General features: G+C 67.3%; 11 protein-coding genes, 1 tRNA gene and 1 pseudogene. 7 read left to right on the forward strand and 6 right to left on the reverse strand.

Annotated features, from left to right (window positions below; genetic code table 11):
- Positions 1 to 71: 71 nt before the first annotated feature.
- The 5 genes from MTBUT4_RS12270 to MTBUT4_RS12290 all read left to right on the forward strand — a co-directional run bounded on the left by MTBUT4_RS12270 (position 72) and on the right by MTBUT4_RS12290 (position 2599).
- Positions 72 to 698 carry a carbonic anhydrase gene (locus tag MTBUT4_RS12270; RefSeq protein ID WP_173979984.1) on the forward strand — a complete coding sequence of 209 codons (627 nt, stop codon included), beginning with the start codon at positions 72 to 74 and terminating at the stop codon, positions 696 to 698.
- Positions 699 to 780: 82 nt separating this feature from the next.
- The gene (locus MTBUT4_RS12275) at positions 781 to 1677 is read left to right on the forward strand and encodes a D-hexose-6-phosphate mutarotase (protein WP_173979985.1); all 897 of its coding nucleotides are present in this window, start codon (positions 781 to 783) and stop codon (positions 1675 to 1677) included.
- 44 nt (positions 1678 to 1721) lie between these two features.
- A tRNA-Ser gene (locus MTBUT4_RS12280) sits at positions 1722 to 1811 on the forward strand.
- A 92-nt stretch (positions 1812 to 1903) separates the two neighbouring features.
- Positions 1904 to 2146, forward strand: a complete 243-nt coding sequence (locus MTBUT4_RS12285; RefSeq protein ID WP_173979986.1) for a GIY-YIG nuclease family protein — start codon at positions 1904 to 1906, stop codon at positions 2144 to 2146.
- A gap of 150 nt (positions 2147 to 2296) precedes the next feature.
- On the forward strand, positions 2297 to 2599 hold the full coding sequence (locus tag MTBUT4_RS12290) for a nucleotidyltransferase family protein (RefSeq protein WP_173979987.1): 303 nt from the start codon (positions 2297 to 2299) through the stop codon (positions 2597 to 2599).
- 45 nt (positions 2600 to 2644) lie between these two features.
- Here the strand turns inward: MTBUT4_RS12290 and MTBUT4_RS12295 are convergent, their stop codons facing one another.
- Both MTBUT4_RS12295 and MTBUT4_RS12300 read right to left on the reverse strand, forming a co-directional pair.
- Positions 2645 to 3280 (reverse strand): NADAR family protein, encoded by a 636-nt coding sequence (locus tag MTBUT4_RS12295; RefSeq protein WP_256367253.1) that lies wholly within the window; start codon positions 3278 to 3280, stop codon positions 2645 to 2647.
- A complete protein-coding gene (locus MTBUT4_RS12300) occupies positions 3277 to 4338 on the reverse strand; it encodes a hypothetical protein (RefSeq protein ID WP_173979988.1) in 1062 nt (353 codons plus the stop codon). Before MTBUT4_RS12300 ends, MTBUT4_RS12295 begins: the two co-directional genes overlap by 4 nt.
- 502 nt (positions 4339 to 4840) lie before the next feature.
- Between MTBUT4_RS12300 and MTBUT4_RS12305 the strand changes: the two genes are divergently transcribed.
- Complete coding sequence (locus tag MTBUT4_RS12305; protein WP_173979989.1) at positions 4841 to 5272, forward strand: thermonuclease family protein; 432 nt, start codon at positions 4841 to 4843, stop codon at positions 5270 to 5272.
- A 555-nt stretch (positions 5273 to 5827) separates the two neighbouring features.
- Here the strand turns inward: MTBUT4_RS12305 and MTBUT4_RS19515 are convergent.
- Positions 5828 to 6136: pseudogene (locus tag MTBUT4_RS19515) on the reverse strand (tyrosine-type recombinase/integrase); the annotation flags it as partial.
- Between the two features lie 492 nt (positions 6137 to 6628).
- Between MTBUT4_RS19515 and MTBUT4_RS12315 the strand changes: the two are divergent.
- Positions 6629 to 6793 carry a hypothetical protein gene (locus MTBUT4_RS12315; RefSeq protein ID WP_173979990.1) on the forward strand — a complete coding sequence of 55 codons (165 nt, stop codon included), beginning with the start codon at positions 6629 to 6631 and terminating at the stop codon, positions 6791 to 6793.
- Here MTBUT4_RS12315 and MTBUT4_RS12320 read toward each other — a convergent pair.
- The 3 genes from MTBUT4_RS12320 to MTBUT4_RS12330 form a co-directional block, all read right to left on the reverse strand.
- Positions 6774 to 8255, reverse strand: a complete 1482-nt coding sequence (locus MTBUT4_RS12320) for a lysylphosphatidylglycerol synthase domain-containing protein (RefSeq protein ID WP_173979991.1) — start codon at positions 8253 to 8255, stop codon at positions 6774 to 6776. The two genes, MTBUT4_RS12315 and MTBUT4_RS12320, sit on opposite strands and share 20 nt — an antisense overlap.
- A 142-nt stretch (positions 8256 to 8397) precedes the next feature.
- Positions 8398 to 11466, reverse strand: coding sequence for an efflux RND transporter permease subunit (locus MTBUT4_RS12325; RefSeq protein ID WP_173979992.1), 3069 nt, complete (start codon positions 11464 to 11466; stop codon positions 8398 to 8400).
- A gap of 1 nt (position 11467) precedes the next feature.
- Positions 11468 to 12547 (reverse strand): efflux RND transporter periplasmic adaptor subunit, encoded by a 1080-nt coding sequence (locus MTBUT4_RS12330; protein ID WP_173979993.1) that lies wholly within the window; start codon positions 12545 to 12547, stop codon positions 11468 to 11470.
- Positions 12548 to 12642: the final 95 nt, after the last annotated feature.

Below are 12642 nucleotides of genomic sequence, written 5' to 3' on the forward strand. Positions count from 1 at the left end.
ACGCCTCGGGCGTGGCGCCTTGCGGCGGATCATGGTAAAGGGCAGGCCTGGGCTGATCCGCGGAGGACGGGATGGACAAGCTGATCGAAGGGTTCCGGCGCTTTCGCGACGGCTACTTCGCCGACAACCGCGAGCTGTTCGACAAACTGGCGCAGAACGGCCAGACGCCGAAGGTGCTGCTGATCGGCTGCTGCGATTCGCGGGTCGACCCGGCGATCATCTTCGACGCCCAGCCGGGCGAGATGTTCGTCCTGCGCAACGTCGCCAATCTGATTCCGCCCTACGACCCCGACCAGAAGCACCACGGCACCTCGGCGGCGGTGGAATTCGCCGTGCGCGGTCTGAACGTCGAGCACATCGTGGTGCTGGGCCACGCCCGCTGCGGCGGCGTCCGCGCCCTGGTCGAGGGCGCCCAGATGGCGGAAAGCGACTTCATCAAGGGCTGGATGTGCATCGCCCGCTCGGCCCGCGACCGCGCCATGGCCCTGGCGCTGTCCTCGGGCCAGCCCATCGAGGCGGCGCTCAGGGTGTGCGAGCGCGAGACGGTGGCCATCTCGCTGGCCAATCTGATGACCTTCCCCTGGGTTCACGACCGTGTCGAGGCCGGCAACCTGATGCTGCACGGCTGGTTCTACGACATGGAGGCGGGCACCCTGTCGCGCCTCGACCCGTTCACCAACACCTTTCAGGAAGTGTAGGCTGATCCGCCCCCGACGGGGCGGTGCCGAGTCCGCCGCGAGCGGCTAGGATGCGTGGACCTCAGCCCGAAAGGACCACGCCATGGACATCCAGGACCTCGCCCAGCGCTTCGGCATCACCGACCGCATCCGCTTCGTCGCCGGCAAGGGCGGCCTGATCCTGGCGGAACTCGATGCCGCCGGCGGCTCGGCGGTGGTCAGCACCTATGCCGGCCAGGTGCTGTCCTTCCGTCCCGACGGCGCCGAGGACCTGATGTTCCTCAGCGACACCGCCTATTACGCCCCCGGCAAGGCGATCAAGGGCGGCGTGCCGGTCTGCTGGCCGTGGTTCGGCCCCGACCCCGAGGGCAAGGGCCGCCCCGGCCACGGCTTCGTGCGCAACCGCCAATGGGAGGTGCGCGGCACCGAGGCCCTGGCCGACGGCCGCCTGCGCCTGATCCTGGGCCTGTCCGACAGCGACGACACCCGCACCATCTGGCCGCACGCCTTCGACCTGCGCATCGAGATCACCGTCGGCGCCGCCCTGGAGATGGTGCTGGCCACCCGCAACCTCGGCCCCTCCCCCTTCGCCCTGTCGCAGGGCCTGCACACCTATTTCCGGGTCGGCGACATCGCCCGCACCCGCGTGCTCGGGCTCGAGGATTGCGCCTATATCGACAAGATGGACGGCGGCGCCGAGAAGCGCCAGCAGGGCGCGGTCACCATCACCGGCGAGACCGACCGCATCTATACCGGCGTCGCCGGCCCGCTGGAGATCGACGACGCGGCCCTGGCCCGGCGCATCCGCATCGTGCCGGCCGGCAGCGCCAGCGCGGTGGTGTGGAACCCCTGGGACGCCACCGCCCGCTCCATGGCCGATCTCGGCGACGACGATTACCTGCGCCTGATCTGCGTCGAGACCACCAACGCCGCCGACGACACCGTCACCGTCGCCCCCGGCGCCGAACACCGCCTGTCCGCCACCTACACCCTCGCCTGAAAGTGGACATCTCCCGGCCGGAGCGCTACAAAGCGCCGGCCAGGGGATGGGTGGCCGAGCGGTTTAAGGCACCGGTCTTGAAAACCGGCGTAGGGTCAAACCTACCGTGGGTTCGAATCCCACCCCATCCGCCATCCTGCTTCGCGCGATGCGCTTCGCAGGACTTGCTGCCCGAAACCAAGCGAAGCAGGATGCCCTTCGAAGCTTCAGCGAAGAAGGGCTGCTCATGCGTTACGTCTACTTGCTGGAAAGCGAGAGCGCCGTCGGCCAGCGCTACGTAGGGATGACGTCCGACCTCAAACGCAGGATGGCCGAGCACAATTCGGGAAAATCGCCCCATACGTCAAAGTTTTTGCCATGGCGATTGGTGACCTACGTCGCGTTCACGGACGAACAAAAGGCGACGGCTTTCGAGCATTACCTCAAATCGGGTTCCGGCCACGCCTTCGCCAACAAGAGGCTTTGGTGAAGCCAGGGACATAAATGATCGGCCTGCCGGACGGGGATTGGGTTCACCGTCACCGTGACCCCTGTCACCCGAATCCCACCGTTCTTGCGGACCGTGCCGTCCAGCCCTATCCTTGAGGGCGGCAAGTGACTCGCAGCGGGCGACAACGCGATGGCGACCACTCTTCAACAGGTTGTGCAGCGGATCAAGGCGACGGAGCCCGAACTTCGCCGCCGTGGCGTCGCGCATCTCTCGCTGTTCGGCTCGCTGGCCCGCGGCAACGCCGGCGCTGACAGCGACATCGACATCGCGGTGGAAATCGAAGCCGGCCGCTCGTTCTCGCTGATCCGCATGGAAGACACCCGCCTAATGCTGGAGGACGTACTCGGCCGCCCCGTCGACCTCGGCGAAGTCGAGTCTTTCCATCCGGCGGTGCGGGCCGCGTTCGAGCAGGACAAGGTTTGGGTGTTCTGATGGCGCGGGGGCAGCGGGATCGGATCGGAGACTTTACGCCAAAAACTAGGCTACTGCTTCACTCGCAGTTTCTGAAGTGCGCCGAACTGACGGATATACCCGCTTGCCGACCACACCGATTTGCCGTTCGAGCAAAGTAAAGCAGCAGATAGGAACCGGAGCAACCTCTCTAAGGTCATCCGGTGAAGAATGCAACTTTTGTCGAAGTTCCATAAGTAGGCGTCCAAGAACGTTTTGCCCTTCCAGAAGGTCTGGTCCGATTTCCCTAGCCCCCCAATAGGTATCCCTGGAAGAATCCTCCACTATGGCTTTGCTTCCAGTTGATAGCAATGCATGTGAAAATTTATCCCAGTTCTGCGCAAGTTTTATCCTTAGGCACCATTTCATGATTGGTACCTTTACCATTTCCCAATCCGGACGAGAGTCTGTCCGATATGGCTTCGATTTCATCTTTGCCGTCATCGGACTGGATTGAGCTAAAATGAGCTTCTGTACATCTGGCATGTGGGGGAACCGGCAGGCCTGATAAAGGGCCTCCGCGGATAGCACGGGTATCCCCTCTACAAGCAGGGGGAACCCACCGGCCATGTTCGATAGCCCGCCGTGCATCTCTGTTGTCTTGCGGAAAACCGCGCACTCAAACCGCTTGTAGCGCCGGAAATCCCTAGGGTCGCCGTTCAAAAATCCACCTCGTCAAAATCCGCAGCCCAATTCTGCGCTCGTGTGCGCCTGGGGAGAAGGGGATACCACTGGTTCAGCGGTCGGCCCGCGTCTGGATCACCCCACCAGAGGACAAGTGGGCAGTTGTTCGGGCAGTTTCTATAGGTGGCGAAGAGGGTACCGAAACCAGGCCCATTGAGGCTCTGGTATCCCAGGGGGTGCATATGTGGGTCATGGTTCCGAGGAAGGGATGCGATGAACGCTCCTCGCTGCATGAAAGCCTGCTCTAACAGCACCCTGCCCGCTTCGCTCGTAAAGTTGCTATTCTGGAGGGGCGGTTGAAGCGCCGGACGGGGAGTGAAAAACTCTAGGTCCCGTGGCGAAAGCCTGAACCAATTTTGAATATATTGATCGTTAGGAGCGTGGGTGGGCCATAGGACCGCCACCGAGGCATTTGTTTCAGGCTTCTTCCAATCCTCGATTTCACCGAGTTTCCACCACGTCATTCGTATGGATCGCGGGCTGCAGATCGCTCGGAGTTGCTTGTTGGCATACCATTGTCCTCGCTTATGCCAGCCAATCACGATCACATGGATGTGACAGTTCCTGGCGTCCGTCTGCTCAATCCACTGTTGAACATCACCCCGCACCTGGTTTCCGCTAAAAATGGCGTCATCAATGTAAACATAGGAGCCATTCAGCGATTTCTCCCGCTCGCAACCAAGGCCGTATCGAGTGGTCAGGACTGCGGAAAGTAGGGCGAGCATATCCCTTTGGCTCTGGCTTCGCCGCTGCATGTTGAGAAAGCCAACCCCTGACCAGAACACCCTCGGGTCCGGCCCTACGAGCTTTTCGGTATTGGCTAACATGTTGATAAATTTCTCGACAAATGGCTTTGGGATGTACGAACGAGCTAAAAGATTCTGTGTTTCGACCAGAATTCCGTCTCGGGTCGCTGCGTCAAATTGATCAATCCATCGAAGAACATGCTCCCGATTCGGTGGTGCTATCTCACCTTGGCGGTAATCCGCAATCGTCACCGCGATTTCCGCTGCCACCGCATTCCGATCAATCGGCATAACCAGCTCCCCTATCGCCCGCCCTACTTAACCATAAGGCGAAGCAAGGGACAACCGGCGGGGACTTCCCTCCGCCCCCTCCCCAGACTCTCCCGGGGGAGGGTGGGCCACCCGCCCCCCGCCGCGCCTCCCAAACCCGGCTACCCCCACCGCAAAACGGTGGTTGCCATGTGCTTCAAGGCACCCTTTCCGGTGGATCATGGGGCTTGGAACGCGGTACAATGGCCGCGTGTCCGCCCCTGACGGACAGAGCGGCGATGGAGGGTGCGCCAACACCCCCCACCGCCTAACCACAACCTCGTAGGAAAGCTACAAGGTCATGGCTGACGTCTATTATAGCCGAAGGTTCCCCCATCCTGCACCGCCGCTTTCAAGCAGCGGTCTGCGGGTACGGGCGGCCGGGGGCTGAGGGCGGGCGCCGGCGGGTCGGGCTGTCCGATTCGTCGCTCCGGCCCGACCCGTTCGCTCGCGCCGCCCCAGCTTCCGGCCGCTGCCTGCGGCCATGAAATTCCACGGTTTTTTCGCCGCCCTGATGGCGGCGATCACGCCCGCGTCCGCGGCCGAGACGCTGTCCGGCCCCTATGCCGCCCAGGTTGTGCGGGTGCTCGACGGCGACACCTTCGAGGCGCGGGTCCGCATCTGGCTGGGCCTCGACCAGACAATCCGCGTGCGCCTTCTCGGCATCGACGCCCCCGAACTGCGTGGCCCCTGCCCCCAGGCCGCGGCCGCCGCCCGCGACGCCCTGGCCCGGCTGCTGGGCGACGGGCCGGCGCTGCTCACCCGCATCGCCCACGACAAATACGGCGGGCGGATCGACGCGGCGGTCAGCCTGCCCAACGGCGAGGACGTGGCCACGGTGATGCTCGGCGCCGGCCTGGTCCGGCCCCAACCCGATCCCGCGCAAGGCCCCGTCTGCCCGCCGTTCCGGAAGTAGGATCGCGATGACGTCTTTCGACGGAAACGCGACAGCGCTCATCTCACGCCGAGCCATGGGAACCCAGATGAACGCCGATGCGCCATCCTATCGGCGTTCATCCGGGCGCGCCGTCAGGCGCCTGTGTTCATCTGCGTTGCCATGAGCATCCGGCAGCCCCCCCTCTCCGTCATGCCCGGGCTTGACCCACGGCTGTCCGGTTTAATTTTCGGAACGCCTTTCGAAGCCCTTGGTGACGGCTGCGTCCAGGGTGACGCTGGCCGCAGTAGACATAATTTCCCTCGCCCGCCAGCGGGAGAGGGAGGGGCCCGTCGCGACAGCGACGGGAGGGAGAGGGCGCGCACCGCCAGGTGCGCTTCGCGACAGCGAAAGCGGCTGTCTCTCCAGGTCTTGGGCGCGTGGACACGCGCCGCCCTCACCCCGGCTCGCTGACGCTCGCCCCCTCTCCCGCAGGCGGGCGAGGGGGCCCTTAACAGCCGAAAATTAAACCGGACAGCCGTGGGGCGAGCCCGGCCATGACGAGTTAGGAGTGGTTCGGACTTGACGCATGGCGACCTACCTGGCCTTCGCCCGCGGATGGGCCTTGTCGTAGACGCCCTTCAGGCGGGCGGCATCGACCTTGGTGTAGCGCTGGGTGGTGGACAGCGAGGCGTGGCCCAGCAATTCCTGGATGGTGCGCAGATCGCCGCCGCCGGCCAGCAGGTGGGTGGCGAAGGAATGCCTGAGCGCGTGCGGGGTGGCGGTGTCGGGCAGGCCCAGCAGCGCCCGCAGCCGGCGCATCTGGCGCTGCACCACGCCGGGATTGAGGGGGCCGCCGCGGGCGCCGACGAACAGCGGCGCATCGGCGCCCAAGGGGTGCGGGCACTGGGCGATNCGCGACAGCGACGGGAGGGAGAGGGCGCGCACCGCCAGGTGCGCTTCGCGACAGCGAAAGCGGCTGTCTCTCCAGGTCTTGGGCGCGTGGACACGCGCCGCCCTCACCCTGGCTCGCTGACGCTCGCCCCCCTCTCCCGCAGGCGGGCGAGGGGGCATGGGCCAGCCGAGAATTAAACCGGACAGCCGCGGGCTTGACCCGGGCATCCACGTGGAATTACGGTGCCGCTGCACAAATCTCCCTGTACGAACGAAACTGCGCCCTTCATAGACCGACCACCAGCACCACAGATGCACGCAATTAGGCCCAGATGAACGCCAATGCGCCGCCCTATCGGCGTTCATCCGTGCGCGCCGTCAGGCGCCAGTGTTCATCTGCGTTGCCATGAGCATCCGACGCCCCCCCCTTGACCACCATCACGGCGGCCCCTCCCCGCCTCGGCCATCCTGGTCCGGCCAGTGTCACCGCCGGAGGGTCGCGTCTTGTCCGAATCCCGCATCGTGCTTGTGTTCGCGGTCGCCGCCATCCTGGTGACCGCCTTGATGCTGTTCCGCAACCGGGCGCTGGGCGGCAAGGCGCTGGCGGCCGTCCTCGTTTCGACCCTGGCGGTGGGCGGGTTCCTGTTCGCTACCCTCGGGCCGCCCTGAGCTGGCGGGCCAGGCCGGCCGCCAGCAGCGCCGCCAGCGCCACCGCGTTGCCGCGCATGGCGCGGGCGGCGAGGTCGCCGGGGGTGAAGTCCAGCAGGTGCCACGGGGCGGTGCCGGACAGCCAGCCGATCCAGGTGGCGGCGGCGACCACCGAGGCGCCGGCGCCGATCCAGCCCCAGGGCGGCGGCCGCGGCGGCTGGTCGGCACGGAGCAGCGGCGCGGCGGCCAGCAGGCCGAGGGCCGGCAAAGCGAAGGCGGCGGTGGCGATCCAGTCCGGCCCCCGGCCCAGTGATGCGGCCAGACCGCAGCAGGTAGCCGCAAGGGCGGTCCGCCAGCCCGCCCGGCCGCCCGTCGCCACCCCCCACGAGGCCAGCAACAGAACGGCGGCGGCGGCCGCCGCCAGCAGATGGGCGGGCTCGGCCAGCCATGACGGGGCCTGGACCGGGGGTGCGGCGGCGCCGGCCAGCAGCGCCACGGTGGCGCCGACGAAGCCGAGGATGCCGGCCGCCGGCGCGGCCAGCGGGGCGACCCAGGCGGGCGGGCGGCGGCGCCTGAGCTCGAACACCGCCAGCAGGCCGGCCGCCAGGATCAGGGGCACCAGATTGTAGCAGACCCGGAAGATCACCAGCGCCGCCAGCAGCGCCTCGGCGGGCAGGCCGGGCAGCAGCAGCAGCAGGGCGCCCTCGAACACCCCCAGGCCGCCGGGAACGTGGCTGATGGTGCCGGCCACGGTGGAGACCACGTAGATGCCGATGAAGGCCAGGAAGGACGGCGTCGCCGGGCCGATCGGCAGCAGCAGGTGGAGGGCGGCGGCGACCAGCACCAGATCGAGGGAGGCCACCACCACCTGCCCCACCGCCAAGGCGAGGCCCGGCGGCGCCAGAACCCAGGCGCCGATGGCGAGGCGGCGGCGGGCAATTGCCGTCCACAGCAGGTAGAGCGCCAGCCCGCCGGCCACCGCCCAGCCCACCCACGCCACCGAGGCGGGCGGCAGCCGCAGCAGCGGCGCGATGCGCCCGGCCTCCAGGATGAAGGCGGCGCTGGCCAAAGCCGCCACCCCCAGGGCGAAGGACAGGCCGGCGAAGGCCATCACCGTCGCCACCTCGGCGCCGCCCAGGCCGAACACCCGGTACATGCGCAGCCGCACCGAGCCGCCGCTGAGAAAGGCGAAGCCGGCATTGTGGCTGATGGCGTGGCTGACGAAGGAGATCTGGACCACCGACAGCACCGGCAGCCGGCGGCCGATATAGCGCAGGCCCAGCCCGTCGAAGCCGCACAGCACGCCGTAGCTGGCCAGGGCGAAGGCCATGGCGCCGGCCAGGGTCCAGCCGGAATGGGACCGCGCCGCCGCGCCCACCGCCGCCATGTCCAGTTGCCCGACGGTGCGGTGCATGGCCCACAGGGCGAGGCCGAAGACGAAGACGCTCAGGGCGGCGAAGGCCAGGCGGCGCAGGCGTTCCACCGGCAAGCCCTCCTCGGCCGGTCAACGCCGGCGGGGGCTGACATGTTCCAATTGTTCGTTCGCCCTCGCCGGGCGGGGCCACCGGCCCCTTGGCCGCCGCCGCAATGGCGGCAGGAGCAGGGTGACTTCGCGTCACCCTGCTCTATTCGGCTGGAGCACCCTCCTCCGCTTCCGGCAGCGACCCGGCCCGGTGGCGGCGGGCCAGCAGGGTATAGGCCACCGGCACCACGAACAGGGTGAAGATGGTGCCGACGGCGATGCCGCCGACGATCACCCAGCCGATCTGCTGGCGGCTTTCGGCGCCGGCGCCATCGGCCAGGGCCAGCGGAATGGCGCCCAGCACCATAGCCCCGGTGGTCATCAGGATCGGGCGCAGGCGCAGGCCGGCGGCCTCGGTCACCGCCGCCTTCATGGTGGCGCCCTTGTCGCGCAGCTGGTTGGAGAACTCGACGATGAGGATGCCGTGCTTGGTGATCAGCCCGATCAGCGTCACCAGCCCGATCTGGCTGTAGACGTTGAGGGTGCCCCCGGCCAGCTTGAGCGCACCCAGGGCGCCGGCGATGGACAGCGGCACCGTCAGCATGATGATGAACGGATCGACGAAGCTTTCGAACTGGGCCGCCAGCACCAGATAGATGAACAGCAAAGCCAGGGCGAAGGTCAGCCACATGGCCGTGCTCGACGATTTGAACTCGCGCGAGGGGCCGTTGTAGTCCAACTGCGCGTTGGCCGGCAGCACCCGCGCCGCGATGGCCTCGAGTTCGGTGATCGCCTGGCCCATGGTGTAGCCGGGGGCCAGGTTGGCGCTGATGGTGGCGGCGCGCAACTGGTTGAAATGGTTGAGTTCGCGCGGGGCAACCCCTTCCTGGATGGTGAGCAGGTTGGACAGCTGCACCATCTGGTCCTTGTCGCCGCGCACATAGATGGAGGTGAGGTCGTCGGGATTGCGGCGATCGACGTCTGCGACCTGGACGATGACGTCGTACTGCTCCCCCTCCCGCTTGAAGCGGGTCACCTGGCGCCCGCCCAGCATGGTCTCCAGGGTGCGCCCGACCACATCCACCGACGAGCCGATATCGGCGATGCGGTCGCGGTCCATGGTCACCCGGATCTGCGGCTTGTTGAGCTTCAGGTCGGAATCCAGGCTGATCAGGCCGGGCAGCTTGCTCGCCTCGGCCATGAAGGCGTCGTTCATGCGCTGCAGGTCGGCATAGCTGGCCGAGGTCTGGATCACCACCTGCAGCGGCTTCGACGACGCCTTCTCGCCCAGCGACGGCGGATTGACGGCGAAGGCCAGCATGCCCGGCACGCTCATCAGCTTGGGCATCAGGCCGCGCGCCACGTCCATCTGGGACACCGAGCGTTCGCTCCAGTCCTTGACCCGGACGAAGGCCAGCATCTGGTTGACCACCGGCATCCCGGTGACCACGAAATAGCGTTCAACCACGGGGACTTCGGCGACGAAACGCTCGATCATGCGGGCGTACTTGTCGATGTTGCCCACCGTCGCCCCCTCGGGGCCGATGCCCACCACCACGATGGTGCCGCGATCCTCGGTGGGGGTCAGCTCGGACTTCAGCGTCAGGACCAGGCCGACCGAGGACAGGGCCACCGCCGCGCCGATGCCGACCACCACGCTGCGGGCGTTCAACGACCGCGCCAGCAGCCGCTTGTAGCCCTCGGTCATGCGCTCCAGGCCGCGCTCGATGAGGTTGTAGATCCAGCTGTGGCGCGGCTCGTGGCGCAGCAGGCGCGAGCACATCATCGGCGACAGGGTGAGCGCGACGAAGCCCGACACCAGCACCGCCGCCGCCAGGGTCAGGGCGAATTCCACGAACAGCTTGCCGGTGCGACCGGTCATGAAGGCCAGCGGCACGTACACCGCCGCCAGGGTGATGGTCATGGCCATCACCGCGAACGAGATTTCCTTGGCCCCCTTGAAGGCGGCGGCCATGGGCTCCAGCCCCTCCTCGATGTGGCGGAAGATGTTCTCAAGGACCACGATGGCGTCGTCCACCACCAGGCCGATGGCCAGCACCATGGACAGCAGGGTCAGCGTGTTGATGGAGAAGTTCAGCGCGTACATGATGGCGAAGGCGCCGATCAGCGACACCGGGATGGTCACCAGCGGGATGATGGTGGCGCGCAGGGTGCGCAGGAAGAAGAAGATCACCAGCACCACCAGCAGCACCGCCTCGCCGATGGTGTAAAACACCGCGTCGATGGAGCGCTCGATGAACACCGAGCTGTCATAGCCCACATCCACCTGCATGCCCTCGGGCAGGTTGCCGCGGATCTCCGGCAACGCGGCGCGCACCGCCGTGGAAACGTCGAGGGGATTGGCCACCGATTGCTTGACCACGCCCAGGGCCACCGCCGAGGAGCCGTTGAAGCGGGTGATGCGGCGCTCGTCCTGGGGGCCGATCTCGACCCGGGCGACGTCCTTCAGCCGCACCGGATAGCCCGAAACATCGGCCAGGATGATGTCGCCGAACTGGGCCGGGGTGCGCAGATCGGTCTCGGACAGCACGGTGAACTCGCGCTCCGCCGATTCGATGCGGCCGGCGGGAACCTCCAGGTTCTGGCGGCGCAGGGCGTTCTCCACGTCCTGGGGGGTCAGGCGATAGGCGGCCAGGCGGGCGCGCTCCAGCCAGACCCGCATGGCGTAGCGCCGTTCGCCGAAGATGCGGATATCGGCGACGCCGTTGAGGTTCTGCAGCCGGGTGCGGACGAACCGCCAGGCATAGTCCGAGACGAACAGGGCGTCGTGGCGGTCGGACGAGAAGGCCAGGTAGATGATGGGGTTGGCGTCGGCCTCGACCTTGGCGATGACCGGCTCATCGACGTCCTCGGGCAGCTTGCTGCGCACCCGCGACACCCGGTCGCGGACGTCGTTGGCGGCGGCGTCGGCATCGCGGGTGACCTTGAAGCGGACGGTGATCTGGCTGCTTTCCTGGCGCGACAGCGACGACAGCACCTCGACGCCCTCGATGCCGGCCAGCGAATCCTCGAGCACCTTGGTGACCTGGGTCTCGACGATCTCGGCCGAGGCGCCCTTGTAGGCGGTCTCGACGGTGACCACCGGCTCGTCGATGTTGGGATACTCGCGCACCGTCAGGCGGTCGTAGCTGACGATGCCGACCAGGACGATCAGCAGCGACAGCACGGTGGCGAAGACCGGCCGCCGGATGCACAGGTCGGGAAGCCGCATGTCAGCCTCCCGCCTTGGCGGTGACGGTGTTCACCGCCGCCCCCGGGCGCAGCTTCATCTGCCCGGCGGTCACCACCACGTCCCCCGGGGCCAGTCCCTCGACGATCTCGACCTTGCCCTTGAAGCGCTTGCCGGCCTTGACCGGGACCGGCTGGGCCTTGCCGTCCACCACCTTGAAGACCATCAGCTGCTCGCCGCGCGGCACCAGCGATTCCTCGGGCACGGTGATGGCCGAGGCGACCTCGTCCACCTTGAGGGCGAGGCGGACGAACTGCCCGGGGCGCAGGGTGCCCTCGGAATTCTGGATGCGGGCGCGCACCAGCAGGGCGCGGCCGTTCTGGTCGATGGCCGGATCGATGGCATAGAGGGTGCCGTGGAATTCCCGCCCGGGGAAGGCGTCGGCGGCGACGGCGACGCTCAGGCCCTCGCGGACCTCGGGCAGGAACAGCTCGGGGATGCGGAAATCCACCTTGATGGGGTCGATGGCCTCCAGGTTGACGATGTCCTGGCCGGGCTGGACGTAGGCGCCGACGCTCACCGCGCGCAGGCCCACGGTGCCGGCGAAGGGGGCGACGATGACCGTCTTCTCCAGCAGGGCCTTGGCGTATTCCACCTTGGCCAGGTCGACGCGCAGCTTGGCCTCGGCCTCGTCGCGGGCACGCTCGGTGCCCGCCCCCTGCCCGGCCAGCCGCACCGCGCGCTCGGCATTGGCGCGCGACAGCCCCAGATTCGCCTGGGCCTGCTGCAGGTCGGCGGCCTGGGCGGAATCGTCCAGGCGGACCAGGACCTGGCCCTTGGCGACGCGCGACCCTTCCTCGAAGCCGATGGCGCGGATGCGGCCGGCGATTTCGGGACGGATCATCACCGATTCGTCGGATCGCAGCGACCCCACCGCGGTGAGTTCCCGGGCGATGGGGCCCACCGTCACCGGCGCCGCCTCGACCGCCACCGCCGGTGGCCCCCCGGCCTGGGAAGGTGCCGCCTGACCCTGGGGTGGCGCTGCGGTCCTGGTTGTCGAATACCACCAGCCGCCGCCGGCAATGGCCGCCAGAAGCCCAACGATGATCCACGTCCTACCCATGGCGACACCTTGCTGCGAACACCCCGTGCCTCACGCATAAACTGAACTGAACGGTTCAGTCAACAAATCGGAGGTCTGTGCTCGGGGATTTCACA

This window comes from Magnetospirillum sp. UT-4, assembly GCF_902729435.1.
Taxonomy (GTDB): Bacteria; Pseudomonadota; Alphaproteobacteria; order Rhodospirillales; family Magnetospirillaceae; genus Magnetospirillum.